Below are 18,389 nucleotides of genomic sequence, written 5' to 3' on the forward strand. Positions count from 1 at the left end.
TTGAAGATTTGACAACGCGTCATACACGCACTGAAAAAGTTTTTGGCAACCAAAGCCGATTAAATTGCCCTTCAATTTTCGCTAGTTTGTCGTTGCTTGAATTCTGAAGAAAAGTTTCTTTTCGAGTCTTCGCACCGCAAAGGAGCTTTGCAACCAAATTACCGTTGGCTGTCCTTCCCTTACCGAGACGACATACCCTAGTTGGCTTTGAAAAGACAAAAGCAACATTATTTTTGATCTCGACCATCACACTCCGATGGCGATTCTCTTTTCTACACAACTGGCACGCGAGTCGCGTAGCGAACGCCCCAGTCCTGTCTGCTTATCTTCTGAACAATGAATTACGAAAGGAGGGGGTCATGATTGTTGACCCACAAACATCTGCTTCGACAGAGACTCCGGAGCATCCATACACGTCAGCGACTGCGCCTCGCGACAGCGAGGTTCAGTCCGCGACCGATAACGCGTTAATGGCCGTCGCGGGTTACCTGCGTCTGTGCGGAATCCAACACCCCGATGTGTTGCGTGACCAGTCACACCGCATTCTTGCAATGGCAATTGAACGCGGCGATGAAGCACGAACCAATGAAACGTTGGTCAGTGACGCGCTGTCGGTCGCCATCGAAGAGATGCAGCGAATTCATGATCAGGTTGCATTTCACTCGATCGGATGCCAAGGAGTCATCGACCGCGACGTTGTCAATCAACGCTGTGTGTTGGCGTTGTCGCAAGTCATGAAGGACCCAGTGCTGTTGCGAGATGGCGAAAGCCAACAAGATCGTAGCCGTGCCTATGGTCAACGACATGCTGTGACCGTGTTGCCTAAACGAAACGATCGGCCAATGCGTCATAACGGGACGCCACAGCTGATGCCGGTGCTGCGACCGCAGTGGTGGGTGACGATGGTCAATCGCCGCTTTGAACAACTCGCGCTGACGTTGCAAGCGATCGTTTCGCCGTCGCGTCCAAGCGGTGAATCTCCCACGATCTCTGAATAAGACGACTGGGAGACGCATCGATGAGTATTTCAATGACTCGCAAGTGCATCGCACTTGCGACTTTCGCGATCACTGCGCTCGGTCTCTGGGCCTATGTGACGACGATTCAAACGGGCGGTGCGAACGTCTTCGAATGGATCGGCGCTGTCCTGTTTGGAATCCTTTTCGGGTGGATCGCGTTTTCTTTCGCGGTCGCCACGATTGGATTTTTAAACCTTTGGAACAATCCACCAACTGTTCGCGAGCTACCAGAGGATCCTGAGACGAACGCGCAGCTACCTTCGTGCGCCATCCTGGTTCCCGTTTACAACGAATCGCCCGAAGACGTCTTCGCACGTGTCGAAGCGATGTATCGTGACCTTGTACGTCTCGACGCGCAAGACAGTTTCGAGTTCTACGTACTGAGCGACTCGACCGATCATGAGAAATGGTTGGCCGAGCAATGGGTTTGGTCGACAGTAATGCAGCGACTCGGCAGCAAGGCCAAGATTTACTATCGCCACCGATCCGAAAACATTGGACGCAAGGCTGGCAATATCGCCGACTTTTGCACCCGCTGGTCTGGCAATCATCAATACATGGTGATCCTCGACGCAGACAGCTTGATGGCTGGCGAAACGTTGGTCGAAATGGTTCGACGCATCAATGCCGACCCGAAGCTAGGGATCCTCCAAGTTCCACCGATCCCAATTGGTCGACAGTCAATCTTTGCTCGATTGCAGCAGTTTTCAGCTCATGCTTACGGCAATGTGTTCGTCCGCGGATTCTCACGCTGGGCCGGGGACCAGGGAAACTACTGGGGACATAACGCGATCATTCGCATCGATGCGTTTCGCGATCATTGTGACCTGCCGGTTCTCCCGGGTGTCGCTCCGTTGGGCGGCGCGATCCTGAGTCATGATTTCGTAGAAGCCGCTCTGATGGTCGCCGCTAACTGGAAAGTCAAGCTGGCCGACGACTTGGGCGGCAGCTACGAAGAGTGCCCGACGACGTTAGCCGATTATGCCCAACGCGATCTCCGCTGGTGCCAAGGCAACCTGCAACACTCTCGGTTGATCATTTCCGACGGCTTTCGATTGCCCAGTCGATTGCACTTTGCCAGCGGTGTGATGTCCTATGTCAGTTCGCCACTGTGGATTGCGTTTACCTTGGCCTGTATTGCAGGCTGGCTGTTTGACGGTACCGCATCCGATTTGACTTGGGTTCAAGGTTACGGACAGTTTGCGTTGTTTGCCGCGGCGATGATGATGCTGCTCGTACCTAAAGCATACGGGTATGCGATTACCGCGAAGTACCAGTCGGAATCGCAACGCTGCAAACGCAATCTTGCTGCAAGTGTACTGGTGGAAGTGTTGCTTTCGATCTTAATCTCACCAATCATGGCGATTCTCCACACGCGTTTCGTGATCGCGACACTACGCGGCAAAAAGATCCAGTGGAATGCTCAACAGCGCGGCGAACATGGAGTATCGATCATCGATGCGACTCGCCAAGGTATCGGATTCACATTAATCGGCGCCGCACTGACGATTGCGATCTATTACGCCAACCCTCCGTTGCTGATTTGGTTCTCGCCAATCATCGTTGGTTTGTTGCTATCGATTCCAATGATCATGTTGCTCGGCAGCCAAGCGGTTGGCAACTACTTGGGACGATGGGGAATGCTGTTGATTCCTGAAGAGATTGCATCACCGCCGCTCAGCGAGAACTTCAAGAAAGCTTATGAAGCCAATCAGCAGGCGATGGCCGGTCAGTCCGGTCGACTGTTCCGCAGGGTATTGGACGACCCAAGCTTCTTTACGATTCATTGTCGCGTCCTGAAGGCGAGCGATGCAGATCGCCCACTCAGTTCCGAGCAACGAACTCAAACTCAAGAGCTAGCGGAAGGGAACGTCGAGAACATCCCCGTCAGCGAGCGAGCCCAAGTTCTCAGCGACACTGAACTGTTACAGCAATTGCATGTTCACACGCAGATGATGTCGCAATCCGCTTAGGAATTTGCGGGCGACCTAGCAACAGCAGATGCGGCTACGAGGTAGCCGCATCGTCGTTCGCATGGGTGCCCCTTGAGAGACACCGTTTTCGCTCAGCTCATCGACTCGAGCGAAGGCACTTCATAGCCTGGATTGTTCGGGTCCTTGACCAGCTTGTTTGCTTCCTCGGAGTGTTCTCCGATAAAGCGTTCTGATTTCGGATCGAAGCTTAATTGTGGACCGAGCTTCCATTTCGCGTCACTCGGAATACCAACTCCGTCTGTCATCACCGAACGAAGTTTTTCGAAGTGCTCGGTCGCGTCATCATTCTGGAAGTCGACCGGGTTGCCTGACAGTGCGACCTCTTCGCCTAGGCGGTAAGAGTTATTCATCATGTGTCCGAGCACGCATCCATAATGCGCGTCGGAGACATTTCCGTTCGCCATCGAGGGATCATTTGCGCGGACGGCGGCGATGAAGGCACCCCAGTTGCCGCCCGGTGTGACATCACCGCGTTCAAGTTTCAGTGGCTCTGGCTTTGCGGCGCCGGGACGCAAGATTTTGTAATTGCTTTCGCCGGTGATCACACTTCCGTCTTCGAGATAGTACTCGTTAAAGACTTGGTGCTGGTAGCCTTTGTAGTTCACGTTGCGAACGTTAAAGAACACCATTTGTCCGTTGGGATACTCCGCCATCGCAAACATGGTGTTGGGCGTCACGCCTTGGTCATCCCATTGGAACCGGTTTCCGATCGCCATCGTACGAACGGGGTGTGTTTGATCGTCATCGATCGCCCACCGTGCGACATCCAACTGGTGAGTCCCTTGATTGTTGAGGTCACCGTTTCCGCTTTCCCAGAACCAATGCCAGTTGTAAGGCACGTAGTTGGCGTGATAGTTCTCGATCACGGCGGGGCCTTTCCAATGGTCCCAATTCAGATCGGCTGGCGGCGTCGTCACCGGTTTAAAGCCGATTCCCGATCGCGGTTTGCAGCAGTAGCCATAGGCGATTTTTAGCCGTGGCAGTTTGCCCGACTTGAGCGCTTCGTGCAGTCCGGCGATACCAGCATCACTGCGGCGTTGGGTACCGTGCTGAATCACGACACCGTATTTCTTTTGCGCGGCAACGACAACACGACCTTCTTCGATGTCGTGGCTCATCGGTTTTTCGACGTAGACGTGTTTACCCGCCTGCGCAGCCCAGATCGTCATCAACGAGTGCCAATGGTTTGGCGTCGCGATCGAAATCGCGTCCAAGCTGTCATCGTCGAGAGCTTTTCGGATATCATCGACGCCCTGCGTGACCAGTTTGTCGGTGGCACGCTTTTCGAGCGAATTCATCGTGTTTGCCAGCACTTTGCTGGCAGGGTCAACGACGTAAGCGAGCTCGACATTCTTTTGGCCACGCCAACCACCGATGTGTGACTGGCCGCGGCCATTCAGCCCCGCGACAGCAATGCGAACTCGATCATTCGCACCATTGATTTGGCCGCTCGCTTTGGTGCCGGTGATGATCAGTTGGCTGCCCGCCATCCAACCGGCTGCCGCGGCAACCCCGGTCTGTTTCAGAATTTGACGCCGATTGATCGAGTTGTTGGTCTGGCTCATCGATAAGGTGGGATTGGTGGAAGGAAATGTAGCCTGGAAGGAAACATTCTAACACGCAATCACACCTGAATGAATCAGGAAGACGAATCGGCGAAAAGCGGCCGACTATTCGGCTGATTTTGCGGCTGCTTCTTTCTTCGCTTTCGCCTCTGCTTCTTCTTTTTCGATGTCTTCTTTAACCAACTTCGGTGGCAGCGGCTTGCCTTCAGCGATGAACTTCATCGAAATCGAGTTGACGCAGTGGCGAGTGTTCTTTTCGGTGAATCGCTCGCCTTCGAAGACGTGGCCGAGGTGGCCACCACAGTTGTTACAAATAATTTCGACGCGGTAACCGTCAGCGTCCGTTTGGCGTTTGACCGCGTTTTTAATTTCGTCATCGAAGCTGGGCCAACCACAGTGGCTTTCAAACTTCGCTTCGCTCTTGTAGAGCGCCGCGTTGCAGCGGCGGCAGATATAGGTGCCAGCGTCTTTGGTCATGGTGTAGCCGCCGGGGCCGGGAGCCTCGGTGCCTTTCTGCATGATCACATACGCTTCCTTGGCATTCAGCGGGTTGTACTTTTCGACGGACTTTTCTTCTTGCTTGATTTCGTCGCTCTGCGAATCGCTGCTCATCTTCTTTTCCTTGGCTGAACTTGTCGCGTCTGAACTGACCGCGGTCGTCTTCTGTTTTTCGTCTTGCGATTTTGCCTCGTCGACCGGGGCGGCATCGCCCGCTGGTGCCGAGGTTTCCGACACGACGATGTCGCTAACGGATGCTTGCGGTGCCGATTCGACGCACCCTGCCAGGATCGCGGCTCCCATCACCGTGGAACCGGCAACGGCGATCCAACTCCGTGTTTTCGTTGATTGGCTCATTTCATTCATTTCCCTGGTACCACTCGATCGCAACTCGATAACAGAACAGCATTACACCCATCATACCCGCTAGGGCAAGGAACAGCCAAAGGATGAACTGTCCCAGAACGGCGAAGTTCCCAACGAACCAACCGCTGACGAGGTCGTCCCACCAAATAATTGTCAGCATCGTGCCCGCACAAAGGTACGGCCCAAAGGGGATTTCGGCGTTTCGCGTCAAAATCGCGTAGATCAACACGATCACGATCGCGGCAATGGGAGAGACGAAAAACGCCATGACTGAACCCTGCCAGCCGATAAACGCCCCGACCATTGCCATCAACGTCACGTCTCCAAATCCAAGAGCTTCCCTGCGCATTGCCAGACTGCCCACGATTCGGATGGTCCACACGACGCCGCCCCCGACCCCCAGGCCGACCAGTGCAGACAGAAATCCGATCCACGGAATCCCGTTGAATGAATAAAGGACACGGATCGCAATCGCACCGCTGATCCAAATCGCCAGCAACAATTTCCAGTTGTAGTTCCGCACCAGTGAGGCACAGAAATAGACAACCGCCTTTGCCAAACCACGACGCAAAATCACGCGGCGGTTGGCAAGCGCGAAGCACCACATCGACCAAATGCCGATCGCCGTCCACCAGCCTTGGGGACCAAGCCACGCGGGGTCAATTCCACCCGGTGTGGCAAACGTGATTGGCTCTGGACCGTTTGGACTGTCCCACGGTAGGAAGACCCAAATCGAGAGCCAAGAAAACGCGAGCGCGAAAATCGTCCCCGGGATCGTCAAAATGTCAGGGATCGTTTTTTCATCAAAATCGATGAACGTGGCCGCGACCATGATCGTGATCAGCACGACGTGCGACGCGAACACCGTTGTCATGTAGGGTTCCGCGATGACCAGGAAAGCAGCATTGCGAAACCCGATCGGCAGCACCGCGCCGGTTTGGGTGATGTACCAGTAATACATCGGAATGCCGATTGCCATCGCAATTTCGATCAGCATCGATCGCACCCAAAACCCGTTGCCGTGCACTTGTCGCTCACGGCGCAATCCGAGCCAACCGATAATTGGGATTCGATCGCTCACCCGACGTGCTGGGACGTCCGGCGAGGGCTTTAGCCAAGGACCGATTGGCCGCGGGGTCCATGCAAATTTGTAGATCGCAAAATTGCAGAACACGCCCAACAAGACGCCGAGTAGTGCCAACAAACAGACACGACCCTCGATCGGCAGCAGTATCCAAGAATTGATCAAGCGAACCAGTCTCGTGGGATAAAAGCCAATTACAAGCGACAGCGACCCCGCCATCGAATCACCCTGCTTTAATGATTGCCCCCGAGACGGGAATCTTCACCAAAGGAATCGTAAATCTGCAATCGCTGTCCACCACACGAGAGTAAAACGTGCTTCGGTGACTAACGGGCGGTTTGAATCCTTGCAGGCAGAGTATCTAATGTCTCGGCGTCGATTGTCTGTTGATAATCCGCACCGTTGATAATCTAACACGGCATTAATGTAGCGACGGCGACCGATCCCTCCAACGCCCGGACCGATGGCGATGCACGCCCCTGAAACGCTTCGATTCACGACCGACCAGCTGGAATTAATCGATCAAACCAAATTGCCGATGCAATTAACGTATCTGGTTTGTACGACTGTCGAACAGACTCATAGTGCGATCCGTCGTCTGGTTGTCCGTGGGGCCCCCGCCATCGGCATCGCTGCCGCCTACGGCGTTTGTCTGGCACAATCGGGCGACCCCGGAGCCGCAGCTACCAAGCAGGATTACCTCGAAGCGATCGAATTTTTGGCGACCAGTCGCCCCACCGCCGTCAATTTGTTCTGGGCTCTCGATCGGATGAAGGAGTTGGTTGAAACGACGCCGGAACCCGAATTGAAACAAACGCTCATCGCCGAAGCGCGAAGAATTCATGAGGAAGATCGCAAGATGTGCCGCTCCATCGGGCGAAACGGCGCAGCCTTACTCGGCGAAGTCGACTCCGTGTTGACGCACTGCAACGCCGGAGGGTTAGCCACGTCGACTTGGGGAACGGCACTCGCGCCGATCTATCACTTGCACCAATCCGGACGAGCAATCAAGGTCTTCGCTGACGAAACACGACCGCTACTGCAAGGCGGACGATTGACCGCCTGGGAACTTTCTCAAGCAGGCGTCGACGTCACCGTGATCACCGATTCAATGGCGGGCGCTTTCATGCGACAAGGCAAAATCAAAGCGGTGATCGTCGGCGCGGACCGGATTACCGCGGCCGGTGATGTCGCAAATAAGATTGGCACCTATTCCGTCGCGGTTTTGGCCAGACACCACGGCATACCGTTTTACGTTGCCGCGCCCAGCAACACCTTCGACATGGAATTGATCGATGGTGATGACATCCCGATCGAAGAACGCGATCGGGACGAAGTCGCCTGCCCACACGGAACTCGGATCGTTCCAGACGAAGCGAATGTGATGAATCCTGCGTTCGACGTCACGCCAGCTGAATTCGTCACCGCAATCATCACCGAAATCGGAGTGATCGAGTCACCGAATCTGGAAAATATTCGCGAGCATTTCGCGGCTACCGTTTAGCGTCAGAGTCGCTTCTGGCAAGCTTTTCCTAAGACACGATTGGCGTTTTGCTCGGTTCGCCCGCTTCTTCCACGACGTAGGTCGGAACCGCATATCCAGGCAGCGATTCACGCATTTGCTGCACCAATTGACGGCCTTCTTGCGGCGAAACCCAAAAGTGGCTGGCACCGCGGACTTTGTCCAGCTGATGCAAATAGTATGGCTGCACACCACGGTTGATCAGCGTTTTGGAGAGCTCGATCAACGTGTCCGCGTCGTCATTGATCCCGGCCAACAAGACCGATTGGTTGAGTACCGTAACGCCCTCAGATCGCAATCGCTTGATCGAAGCGTCCACTGCTGCATCAAACTCCTGAGAATGGTTGGCATGGATCACCATCCAAACGCCCAGTCGAGTTCCGCCAAGCAGATTCAGCAACTCTGACGTGACACGCTGAGGGATCACGATCGGCAACCGCGTGTGCAATCGAACGCGTTGCACGTGTTCGATGTCTGCCAACTCATCGATCAGCCCTGCAAGGCTGGCGTCGGAGAGTGTCAACGGATCGCCGCCACTCAGCAGGACTTCTTCGATCGTCGCGTCGTTGCGAATGTAGTCCAGTGCCGGAGCCCACTTGGATTTTTGGGCGTTCAATTCGGAGTAGGGGAACTCCCGTCGAAAGCAGTATCGGCAATGGACTGCGCAGGCCCCATGAGTGACAATCAAGGCACGACCATGGTATTTGTGCAAAACGCCGCCGGTTTGACTGGCGTTCAAATCGCCGACAGGGTCGGAAACAAACCCCGCTGCCTCGACGGTTTCATTCGTGACCGGCAAAACCTGACGTAAGATTGGATCGCTCGGGTCCCCCCGTTTGATCCGGTTGGCAAGCTCACGTGGGACAAACGTCGGAAATCGATTTTCCAGCACCCCTGCAGTTTCCGGATCGATCCCAACGTATCGGCACAGTTCCTCGCCGCTGCGAATCGCGTGTTTCATTGCCGATTGCCAGGACACTGATGATCCGGGGTTGCGATCGGCCCGAGGCCCGCGAAATGTCACGGTCTCGGTCGCTGTGGAAAGATCGTTTGAGAACATGGTTAAAGGCCCGGTGACGAAAAGGGCATTGCCGGATAAAACAGGGCGGAAAGCTGGTGAGGACAAAACGAGTTTTGGCCGGTAAACTGCCGAGCCAATCATTCCCCTACACGCTCGCCGGGACGGAATTCAACGGAGCCGAACGAAAACATGGCAACTTACAACACAAGCGATTTTCGAAAAGGGCTGAAGGTCCAAATTGATGGCGAACCTTACCTGATGACGGAAATGATGTTCGTCAAGCCTGGTAAGGGCAACGCACTTTACAAATGCAAGCTGAAGAACCTGATCCGCGGAACAAGCCTGGATCGGACGTACAAAGGCGGTGACTCGCTGGAATCGGCAGATGTCGAAACTACCGACGTCTCATTCCTCTACCGCCAAGGCCCCGACTATGTCTTCATGCACCAGGAAACCTTCGAGCAATACGAAGTTCCCGAAAAGGTCGCCGGAGACATCTGGAAGTACCTCAAAGACGGCATGATCTGCACGATGACGTTGTACAACGGCAACGCAATCATTGTCGAAGCTCCCGTCATGGTCGAACTGGAAATCACCGAGTGCGCACCTGGTGCTAAGGGTGATACCGCGACCAACGTTACCAAGCCAGCAATGGTTGAAACCGGTGCCGAGTTCATCGTGCCAGGCTTCATCAAGCAAGGCAACGTGATCAAAGTTGACACTCGAACTGGCGAATACGTCGAACGCGTCAGCAATTGATGGTGAACCCGCTCCTTCTGCCTGAACTCCGTGAAATGCTGGCCGAGACCAACGAGGCCGAGCTGACGGAGTTCTGCACTGCACTGAACGCAGGTCGCACGGCAGAGTTTATGGAGGGTTTGGCGGACACAGACTTGTGGGCGGTCCTGCAGTACGCGGAACCAGACCGCCGTGCCGAAATCTTTGGCTACTTTGACGAACAGCGACAAGTCGAGCTTTTGCAATCGCAAGAGCCTCGGCAGGTCGCTGCGCTCGTCGATCGGATTCCTTCCGATGACCGTGTCGACTTGTTTCAACAGCTGACACCATCGCGAGCCCAAGCGATTTTGCCGCTGTTGCCAGTCGCTGATCGACGCGATATCCAACGCCTGTGCTCGTACCACGAAGGCACCGCCGGGGCGTTGATGACGTCCGAAGTCGCGATGCTCTCTGAATCGCTGACCGTCACCGGAGCTCTCGAAGCCCTCGGCAATCAGGCGAGCGAACTAGAAACGATTTACTACCTGTATGTCGTTGACGACGATCACTTGCTTCGCGGTATCGTTTCAACGCGACAATTGGTTTCGTCACTCCGCACGCCCGAGAAAACGATTGGGCAACTGATGGAGACCGATGTCATCGTCGCCGAAGTTGACGAAGACCAAGAATCGGTCGCCGAAAAGGTCGAACACTTTAACTTGTTGGCGATTCCAGTTGTCGACTCCGGGCGGCAGTTGCTGGGAATCATCACCCATGACGACGTGATCGATGTTGTCCGCGAAGAACTGACCGAAGACGCTCAGCGAATTGCGGCGGTCGAACCGCTGGAAGAAGATTACTTGCGAATCGGCCTGTTGACCCTGTCATGGAAACGTGGCATCTGGTTGATCATCCTGTTCTTCGCAGCGTTGCTCACCGCGTTCGCGCTCGAACACTACCACGAAGAGCTCAACACCTACATTTGGCTGGTTTCGTTCATTCCATTGATCATCAGTGCCGGCGGAAACTCGGGCAGCCAGTCCGCGACGTTGGTGATCACTGCGATGACCAGCGGGCAAGTTGAAATCTCGGATTGGCGCAGCGTCCTCGGCCGAGAAATCATCGTCGCGACCGTCCTCGGCACGTTTCTCGCATTGATCGGCTACGCCGTCGCGATCTTCCTCGCTCCTTCATTGACGGCAGCGTGTGTGATTCCGCTCACGTTGGTCGCTGTCATCTTTGTGGGATGTTTCTTCGGTGCTTCATTGCCGCTGATTTTTCAGCGTCTTGGCCTGGACCCGGCCATGATGAGCAATCCGTTTGTCGCCGGGATTGTCGACATCCTTGGGATCATCATTTACATCAACATCGCTCGCATGTTGTTGTAATCGGCCAATACGGCAACGAGAGAAATTAGGCGATCAAATCGTGTAAGACATGACCGTCGATATCGGTCAGTCTGAAATCGCGACCTTGGTAACGGGACGTCAGCTTTCGATGGTCTATCCCAAGCAGATGCAATATCGTTGCATTGAGGTCGTGGATGTGCATGGTCCCTGGCGTCCACTTTTCTTTGCTTGGCTGTGGATAGAGCGGCACGCCGTCGGAGTCGGCGATGTTGTATCCATAGTCGTCCGTATGGCCGTAGGTGATCCCCGATCGCACGCCTCCGCCTGCCATCCAAGTTGTAAAGCATCTCGGGTGATGATCACGACCGTAATCTTCACGGGTCAGGTTGCCTTGACAATAAACCGTCCGACCAAATTCACCGCCCCAAACGACGAGCGTTTCGTCCAGCAGCCCTCTTCGTCGCAAGTCCTTGATCAGCGCCGCACAGGCTTGATCGATGTCTTTGCATTGGGATTCATGTTCGGTCGGCAACCGTCCGTGGGCGTCCCAACCTCGATGAAAAATTTGAACGTTGCGTACACCACGTTCGACCAACCGTCGTGCATTTAAACAGCAAGCCGCGAAGGTCCCCGGTGTATTCACATCCTCACCGTACAAGTTCAGTGTCTCTGCCGATTCATCGGACCAGTCCATCAACTCCGGAACCGACGTTTGCATTCGGTACGCCATCTCGTGCTGCTTGATGCGTTCGAGCACCTCAGGATGTCCGAATCGTTGATGTTGGGATTGATTGAGTGCCGTGAGTGCATCGAGCTGTTTGCGGCGATCTTGGTGGCTGATGCCTTCGGGATTGCTCAGGTACAACACCGGATCACCTTGGCTTCGCATCAGGATTCCTTGGTGTTCACTGGGTAAAAATCCGGTTCCCCACAGACGATTGAACAGACTCTGTTCGGCGAAGTTCGTGCGTGCGTGCATCACAACGTAATGCGGCAAATTCTCATTCATTGTCCCCAAACCGTAGCTGAGCCATGCCCCAAGGCTCGGTCGGCCCGGAACCTGGCTACCCGTTTGAATGTACGTGATCGCGGGGTCATGATTAATCGCTTCGGTGAACGTTGACCGTACCACGCAAAGCTCGTTCGCAACGGTCGCCGTGTGAGGCAGCAATTCGCTGACCCAAACACCATCGGATTGATTGTCGACTTTTCGGAATTTGTACTTGCTAGGACATAGTGGCAAACCATTTTGCTGATTCGCCGTCATGCCGGTGATTCGCTGGCCATCTCGAATCTCAGCTGGCAACTGTTCGCTAAACTTTTTCTCAAGTAGCGGTTTGTAGTCCCACAAATCCAGTTGGCTGGGACCGCCACTCATGAACAGGTAAATCACGCTCTTTGCTTTGGGCGCGTGATGCAGCCCGCCATGTTCCTTGGCGGTCGGACGTTGATCAGCACGTGCGCTGTCTCCGAACAGGTTCGCCAACGCGGCAGTCCCCACCCCCAATGCCCCCCGGCCAAACAACTGTCGGCGGGTGGTCATCAATTCATGTTCTCGGATTGGATTCATCAGTCTGTTACTCTGCTACTCGCTTCATATCCGGGGCCGCACTAGTACAACATCACTGCCAGATCGCTGGCCAAGACGACGCTGGTTACCTGAGTCCACGCGGCGGTTTCAACAAGATTGAGTTCGCTTGGTTGATCGTCTGTTCTAACTTTGATCAATGCCGCTGCGGCCCCCTGATCGGTTTGGTAACGCTTACGCATCTGATCGAGCAGTTCCATACAGGTGTCGGATTCGTTTTTCAGAGGCGGTCGGGCGGCAACGATTTCAAAGAGCAATTGCACGCGTGCTTCGTCATGATCACACGTGGAAAGCAAGCGTCCCGCAAGTGCCCGCGCCATGTCCATCCGTTGGCTTTCGTTCAGCATCGCGAGCGACTGCAACGCCGTATTCGTACGACTTCGGCGCACACAGCTGGATTCGCGATCGGGAGCATCGAACAACGTCATCATTGGATGCGGACTGGTCCGTTTCCAATAAACGTAAATGCTTCGTCGATAAAGACGTTGCCCCTGGTCCGGTTCATAATGGCGAGTGTTGCTCGCCGGGTGTGCGAGGGCCTTCCACATCCCTTCCGGTTGATAGGGTTTGATCCCTTCGCCGCCCATGGTCGGATCGAGCAGGCCACTGGCCCAAAGTCCAATGTCACGAATGACCTCAGCATCCAATCGAAATGCGGGACCGCGAGCGAACAAACGATTTTCCGGATCGTTCGCGTCGTCACGCCAAGTTGAATCCTGTCGAAAGGTTTGGCTGGTGACCAACAACCGCATCATGTGTTTAAAATCCCAACCGCTTTGCTGCAGCTCAATCGCCAACCAATCGAGCAGATCGGGATGCGTAGGGTATTCGCCTTGAACACCAAAATCTTCTGGCGTACGGACCAAGGCAGCCCCAAAGACACGCTGCCACATTCGGTTCACGAGTACGCGTGACGGCAACGGATTATCGGGAGACGTCATCCATTGGGCTAACCCCAAGCGATTCCGTGGTGCCGCGTCTGGGAAGCCGTTCAGGACGCTCAACACGCCAGGCTGTAGCGGATCACCAATGGGCAGGTCGTATTCGCCGCGACGCAGAATGTGCGTGTTACGCGGCGTGGGCAATTCCTTTGCGACCAGTGTCGTCGTGAACTGTTTGCGAAGGCGATGGATCGCCCGAGCCATCGAATGAGCTGTCTGCGCGAAATGCGTTTCGTTGAAAGGACCGTTGGGATCGGCAATCATCCAAAGTCGATTTTCAAGTGATGCATGTTTCCAACCGGCGGTCGAAACACCAGCCCACGGCGAATGCCAGGACAACTCCGTCCGAGAGATTGTTTCGTCGCCGACCAGTTTGACCATCACCTCGTGAGTTCCTGCCGAAACCGACAACAGCAGCAGCTCCCGATCATCGATCAATTCATCGGCGCGTGTTTGAGCGACTTGCTCGTTATCAAGGAACACGTCGCTTCCGCTACCACCGGAGTACGAGAGTACAAACGTTTGCGGCGAATCACAGTCAACCTTAAATGCGATCCATCGCGACCAATCCGGTTTCCGGTGGGCGAGCAACTCGATCGATTCATCGACTTTGCCGTTCCAGTTTTCCAGCTTCTTCCATTCGGTATCGCTGGTCGAGGATTGGCTAGGAAACGCCGGTGGGCCTGCATCGGACCGAATCGCGTCGGAGACAAAGCATACCGGTGCAGAATCAGTTTTTCGCCCGGATGCGAATTCCATCAAGCGATCCGGGCTGTCGGTCTCCTCGCCCCGCACCGTTTGTCTGGCTGATTCGGTCAAGCGAATCGCTTCACGTTCAAGCTTCGTCCAATGTTGCCATTGTTGTTGGTTACTCGGCGCCTCGACGGTCGTACCGTACGTATACGAGTTCCCGTCGAGAGCCGGTTCAGCGGTGTTATTGAAGAACGCAAGCAGTTCGTAGTATTCCTGTTGCGAGATCGGGTCGTACTTGTGGTTATGGCATCTTGAACAAGTCAGCGTCAAACCTAGGAACACCGTGCCCAATGTTTCCACTCGATCGAAACTATTCTTCGCTTGGAACTCTTCTTCGATTGCGCCTCCTTCACCGGTGCTGGGGTTCAAACGCACAAAGCCACTGGCAACCAAAGGCTCAATCGAATCTGTCTCCACCATGTCACCGGCGAGCTGCCACTGAATGAATTGATCAAGCGGTAAGTTATCGTTGAACGCTTTGATCACCCAATCACGGTAGGGATAGATCCCGCGGCGGTTATCGAGATGGAGCCCGTGGGTGTCACCGTACCGGACAGCGTCCAACCAGAACCTCGCTTGATGTTCGCCAAATCGCGGACTCGCCAGCAGTTGGTCAACGAATTCTTCAAACGCGTTGTCCTTGTCGCTGGTGAGGTACTTTTCCAGCTGGTTGGACTCCGGTGGCAGGCCAGTCAAAACTAACGCCGCACGCCGAGCCAACGTTCGCCGATCGGCTTCGGGAGCAAATTCGAGATTGTGTTCGTTCAATTGCTGCTCGATGAACACGTCGACCGAGCATTCTTCGTGTTTGTCGAGTCGGCCTGACGCCGTTGGCGGAACGAATGCCCAATGGACACCGTAGGACCCACCCTGCAAAACCCACTCAGCCAGTGTTTCGCGTTCTTTGTCAGTCAATTGCTTGTCGGCATCGACCGGCGGCATAGGATCATCGTTCGATTGGATCCGCTGCAGCAGCTCGCTATCGTTTGGCGTATCAGGATCAACGGCGCGATAGCCGCCAAGATCTTCGTACGCGAAGTCGGCGGTATCGAGCCTCAGTAATCCGTCGTCGGTGTCCGGGCCATGACAGGCAAAACACTTGTCGGACAAAATCGGCAACACGTCTCGGGAAAAGTCCAATTCGCTAGCCGTCGATGATGATCCGACGAGCAGTCCCGAGGCGATGAGCGTCGCAATGAAAGTGGTGTATCGCATCGAGACATTATAGCTGTTGTGTCCGCTTGCGAGGGTCTTTCGGTACACTGTTCGTTTTACGACTCACACAACCACCGGTACCCGAAGTGTTCAGACTTTCGCACGTTCTTTGCCTGGTGCTATCGCTCGCAAACCTCGGTTTGGGACAGACCCAAATTTCGGAACCAACCCAACTGAAGTTTTTCGCGTTCGAAAATGGATTGCCGTCGGGCAGTGATTCCGATGCCGCGATGACACTGAAAAAGCTGGGATATGACGGTGTCAGCCAGATCCAGGTTTCGGGTGAAGCGTTGGCGACGAAGGTGGCTGCATTTGAAGCGGCGGGATTGAGCGTCTTGAGCGTTTACCTGAATGTGGATGACCGTCCAATCAACGCCGAAGCCATTCGACCTCTCGCGAACCGTGGTGCGATGATCGAGCTCACCGTTCAGCGTCGTACGCCAAAGACCGTCGAGGCCGTCCGGCAAACGGCGACTTTGGCGCAATCGATGGGGATCAAGGTCGTGCTGTATCCACACCACGGGTTCGCCATTGCGACCACTTCCGATGCGATGAAGCTAATAGAAGAGGTCAGCCATCCCAACCTCGGGATCATGTTTAATCTTTGCCACTACTTAAAGAACGAGTCGCCCGACGACTTGGAGAGAACACTACAACGCATCGCGCCGGTCTTGGGAGCGGTCAGTACCTGCGGTGCGAACGTCGATGGGGATAGTTGGAGCGAACTGATTCAAACACTCGATCGCGGCGATTTTCCTCAGCAACGCCTCTTTGGAACACTTCAAGCAATCGAGTTCAGCGGACCGATCGGCTTGCAGTGCTACGCAATCCCCGGGGATCGGCAAGAGAATCTAAAGCGTTCGATCAATGCCTTCCGGACGATCACTCGACAGTAAGCGTTGGTGGGGGAACGCGTCGATGACGCTCAGATTGTTAGTTGATCGAGAGTTTTCGGTCACTCACCGACATTCACCATGACCTAGATTCATTCGTGGCGCATTTGCGCGTTTTTCTAAGGGACGTTCGGCCCACCTTCGGGACGTGACAAGGATCGCAAGACGCCAGCGACGTTTTAATCGCGGCAAGCTCGGTGGCGTTTGTCCCGCAGCGGTAGACTGACTTGGCAGGCATTTGGCGTCAGCAACCGTTGCATGGTCTCCGTCTTACGTCACAAATTGAACAAAACGACGATTCAGATTCTTTCGAATGAATGACAGAAAAAGCGGCGTGCTGATGCACGTCACCTCGTTGCCCGGTCGTTTCGGAATTGGCGATCTCGGGCCAGAAGCCTTTCGGTTTGTTGATTTCTTGGCCTCTGCGGAACAGTCCGTCTGGCAAATCCTGCCACTGACCGTGACCAGCTCACTGACCGGCAACTCTCCCTACAGCAGTCTGTCGGCGTTCGCGTTGAACCCATTATTGGTCAGCCCTGAAATCCTGCTGCGCGAAGGCCTCACGACTCAAGAGCACGTCGAATACATCTATGCTCAAGAGAGCGGTCCGGCGCACTTTCGGCGAGTCAAGATGCTGAAAGAAGCCCTGCTCATGCAAGCGTTCGAAAACTTTCAAAAGACCAACGCTTTCACCGCTGAGTTTGAAGCGTTCCAGCAAGAGTCTTCTGGTTGGCTCGAAGACTACGTTCGGTTTGTCGTGTTGAAGCAGGTGTTCGGGGGTGAGATCTGGTGCAGTTGGCCGGAGCCGTTTCGCTATCGTGACGAAAAGGAGATGCAGCGATTCGCGAAGCTCTACGAACACGATTTGATGTATCACCGATTCGTCCAATTCATCGTGTGGAAGCAATGGCAATCGGTCCGCGATTACTGCCATCAGAAAGGTGTCCAGGTGATGGGCGATTTACCCATTTACGTGGAAACCGATAGCGCTGACGTTTGGTCCAGTCCCGAGTGCTTCAAGCTAGATAAAAAATTCCGCCCCGAGTGGGTCGCCGGTGTGCCGCCGGATTACTTCAGCGAGACGGGACAGCTTTGGGGAAATCCGGTTTATCGCTGGGATGTCTTGAAGCAGCAAAACTTCCGCTGGTGGATCGATCGATTCAAACACAACATCAAGCTTTACGATGAGATCCGAATCGATCACTTCCGCGGTTTGGTCCAATACTGGGAAGTCCCAGCCGGCGAGAAAACCGCAATCAACGGACACTGGGCCGACGTTCCGGTCCAAGACTTCTTGAAGACGGTGTTCAGCGAGATCGATTCCAAGCGATTCGTCGCAGAAGACTTAGGGACGATCACCGACGATGTTTATGAAGTGATGGACCAGTACGGATTGGGCGGCATGAAGGTCCTCATGTTTGGTTTCGGAGATGACCTCGAGAAACACCCGTACCTGCCACACAACTACGCCGAAAACTCTGTTGCCTACACCGGAACGCACGACAACAACACCGCAGTTGGCTGGTTCAAGAATGAGATGACGGCACATGAAGCCGGAAACCTAAACCAATATGTTGGCCATGAAGTGACCGCTGATTCGGTCGCATGGGATTTGATCAAGTTGATTTGGGAGTCGCCCTCGCACGTCGCGATTGCGCCGGTGCAGGATCTTCTTTCCTACGACGAAACGGCTCGAATGAACATTCCTGGCGTCGGTTCAGAGTGTTGGCGTTGGCGTTGTCCTTACTTGGCCTTCAGCGACGAATTGTCAGACCGATTAAGAGAACTTACCGTCGCTGCAGGGCGTGGTAAAACAAAGAACGCTAGTTAGCAACAATGCCACTAGCGTTCAAAGAATTCAATT

13 protein-coding genes are annotated in these 18,389 nt (G+C 54.5%); 7 read left to right on the top strand and 6 right to left on the bottom strand.

The genetic code is table 11. The features are described 5' to 3' along the window. Positions 1-359: 359 nt before the first annotated feature. Together CGZ80_RS17220 and mdoH are read left to right on the top strand one after the other, a co-directional pair. Positions 360-998 (top strand): hypothetical protein, encoded by a 639-nt coding sequence (locus tag CGZ80_RS17220; protein WP_094416679.1) that lies wholly within the window; start codon positions 360-362, stop codon positions 996-998. Between the two features lie 20 nt (positions 999-1,018). Next, positions 1,019-2,992: a glucans biosynthesis glucosyltransferase MdoH gene (mdoH, locus tag CGZ80_RS17225; protein ID WP_094416682.1), complete on the top strand. Its 1,974-nt coding sequence runs from the start codon at positions 1,019-1,021 to the stop codon at positions 2,990-2,992. Positions 2,993-3,084: 92 nt separating this feature from the next. Here mdoH and CGZ80_RS17230 read toward each other — a convergent pair whose 3' ends face one another. From CGZ80_RS17230 to CGZ80_RS17240, 3 genes are all read right to left on the bottom strand, one after another. Then, on the bottom strand, positions 3,085-4,578 hold the full coding sequence (locus CGZ80_RS17230; RefSeq protein WP_233148484.1) for a Gfo/Idh/MocA family protein: 1,494 nt from the start codon (positions 4,576-4,578) through the stop codon (positions 3,085-3,087). Between the two features lie 105 nt (positions 4,579-4,683). Beyond that, on the bottom strand, positions 4,684-5,433 hold the full coding sequence (locus tag CGZ80_RS17235) for a methionine-R-sulfoxide reductase (RefSeq protein WP_233148485.1): 750 nt from the start codon (positions 5,431-5,433) through the stop codon (positions 4,684-4,686). Position 5,434: 1 nt separating this feature from the next. After that, the gene (locus CGZ80_RS17240; protein WP_233148486.1) at positions 5,435-6,745 is read right to left on the bottom strand and encodes a prepilin peptidase; all 1,311 of its coding nucleotides are present in this window, start codon (positions 6,743-6,745) and stop codon (positions 5,435-5,437) included. Positions 6,746-6,995: 250 nt separating this feature from the next. On the opposite strand from CGZ80_RS17240, the gene mtnA reads away from it, so the two are divergent. Continuing rightward, positions 6,996-8,030, top strand: coding sequence for an S-methyl-5-thioribose-1-phosphate isomerase (gene mtnA / locus CGZ80_RS17245; protein WP_409994553.1), 1,035 nt, complete (start codon positions 6,996-6,998; stop codon positions 8,028-8,030). Between the two features lie 28 nt (positions 8,031-8,058). Here mtnA and epmB read toward each other — a convergent pair whose 3' ends face one another. Next, a complete protein-coding gene (gene epmB / locus CGZ80_RS17250; RefSeq protein ID WP_198953722.1) occupies positions 8,059-9,009 on the bottom strand; it encodes an EF-P beta-lysylation protein EpmB in 951 nt (316 codons plus the stop codon). A gap of 249 nt (positions 9,010-9,258) precedes the next feature. Here epmB and efp point away from each other — a divergent pair, with 249 nt between their 5' ends. Both efp and mgtE read left to right on the top strand, forming a co-directional pair. Continuing rightward, positions 9,259-9,828, top strand: a complete 570-nt coding sequence (gene efp / locus CGZ80_RS17255; RefSeq protein ID WP_094416688.1) for an elongation factor P — start codon at positions 9,259-9,261, stop codon at positions 9,826-9,828. Next, positions 9,828-11,174: a magnesium transporter gene (mgtE, locus tag CGZ80_RS17260; protein WP_094416690.1), complete on the top strand. Its 1,347-nt coding sequence runs from the start codon at positions 9,828-9,830 to the stop codon at positions 11,172-11,174. Before efp ends, mgtE begins: the two co-directional genes overlap by 1 nt. A gap of 25 nt (positions 11,175-11,199) precedes the next feature. On the opposite strand, the gene CGZ80_RS17265 is transcribed toward mgtE, so the two are convergent. Both CGZ80_RS17265 and CGZ80_RS28315 read right to left on the bottom strand, forming a co-directional pair. Continuing rightward, positions 11,200-12,705 carry a DUF1501 domain-containing protein gene (locus CGZ80_RS17265; protein WP_094416692.1) on the bottom strand — a complete coding sequence of 502 codons (1,506 nt, stop codon included), beginning with the start codon at positions 12,703-12,705 and terminating at the stop codon, positions 11,200-11,202. A gap of 41 nt (positions 12,706-12,746) precedes the next feature. Continuing rightward, on the bottom strand, positions 12,747-15,632 hold the full coding sequence (locus CGZ80_RS28315; protein ID WP_198953723.1) for a PSD1 and planctomycete cytochrome C domain-containing protein: 2,886 nt from the start codon (positions 15,630-15,632) through the stop codon (positions 12,747-12,749). A 230-nt stretch (positions 15,633-15,862) separates the two neighbouring features. Between CGZ80_RS28315 and CGZ80_RS17280 the strand changes: the two genes are divergently transcribed. Next, positions 15,863-16,528, top strand: coding sequence for a sugar phosphate isomerase/epimerase family protein (locus CGZ80_RS17280; protein ID WP_094416825.1), 666 nt, complete (start codon positions 15,863-15,865; stop codon positions 16,526-16,528). A gap of 310 nt (positions 16,529-16,838) precedes the next feature. After that, positions 16,839-18,356: a 4-alpha-glucanotransferase gene (malQ, locus tag CGZ80_RS17285; RefSeq protein WP_094416694.1), complete on the top strand. Its 1,518-nt coding sequence runs from the start codon at positions 16,839-16,841 to the stop codon at positions 18,354-18,356. Positions 18,357-18,389 lie beyond the last annotated feature (33 nt).

The sequence above is a fragment of the Rhodopirellula sp. MGV genome (assembly GCF_002251265.1).
Taxonomy (GTDB): Bacteria; Planctomycetota; Planctomycetia; order Pirellulales; family Pirellulaceae; genus Stieleria; species Stieleria baltica_A.

Excerpts from the sequence above, each read along its gene's own strand:
- efp (WP_094416688.1), top strand. The coding sequence starts at position 9,259 with ATGGCAACTTACAACACAAGCGATTTTCGAAAAGGGCTGAAGGTCCAA.
- CGZ80_RS17230 (WP_233148484.1), bottom strand. The coding sequence starts at position 4,578 with ATGAGCCAGACCAACAACTCGATCAATCGGCGTCAAATTCTGAAACAG.
- CGZ80_RS17240 (WP_233148486.1), bottom strand. The coding sequence starts at position 6,745 with ATGGCGGGGTCGCTGTCGCTTGTAATTGGCTTTTATCCCACGAGACTG.
- CGZ80_RS28315 (WP_198953723.1), bottom strand. The coding sequence starts at position 15,632 with ATGCGATACACCACTTTCATTGCGACGCTCATCGCCTCGGGACTGCTC.
- CGZ80_RS17235 (WP_233148485.1), bottom strand. The coding sequence starts at position 5,433 with ATGAGCCAATCAACGAAAACACGGAGTTGGATCGCCGTTGCCGGTTCC.
- CGZ80_RS17220 (WP_094416679.1), top strand. The coding sequence starts at position 360 with ATGATTGTTGACCCACAAACATCTGCTTCGACAGAGACTCCGGAGCAT.
- mgtE (WP_094416690.1), top strand. The coding sequence starts at position 9,828 with ATGGTGAACCCGCTCCTTCTGCCTGAACTCCGTGAAATGCTGGCCGAG.
- mtnA (WP_409994553.1), top strand. The coding sequence starts at position 6,996 with ATGCACGCCCCTGAAACGCTTCGATTCACGACCGACCAGCTGGAATTA.
- CGZ80_RS17265 (WP_094416692.1), bottom strand. The coding sequence starts at position 12,705 with ATGAATCCAATCCGAGAACATGAATTGATGACCACCCGCCGACAGTTG.
- epmB (WP_198953722.1), bottom strand. The coding sequence starts at position 9,009 with ATGAAACACGCGATTCGCAGCGGCGAGGAACTGTGCCGATACGTTGGG.
- CGZ80_RS17280 (WP_094416825.1), top strand. The coding sequence starts at position 15,863 with ATGACACTGAAAAAGCTGGGATATGACGGTGTCAGCCAGATCCAGGTT.
- mdoH (WP_094416682.1), top strand. The coding sequence starts at position 1,019 with ATGAGTATTTCAATGACTCGCAAGTGCATCGCACTTGCGACTTTCGCG.
- malQ (WP_094416694.1), top strand. The coding sequence starts at position 16,839 with ATGAATGACAGAAAAAGCGGCGTGCTGATGCACGTCACCTCGTTGCCC.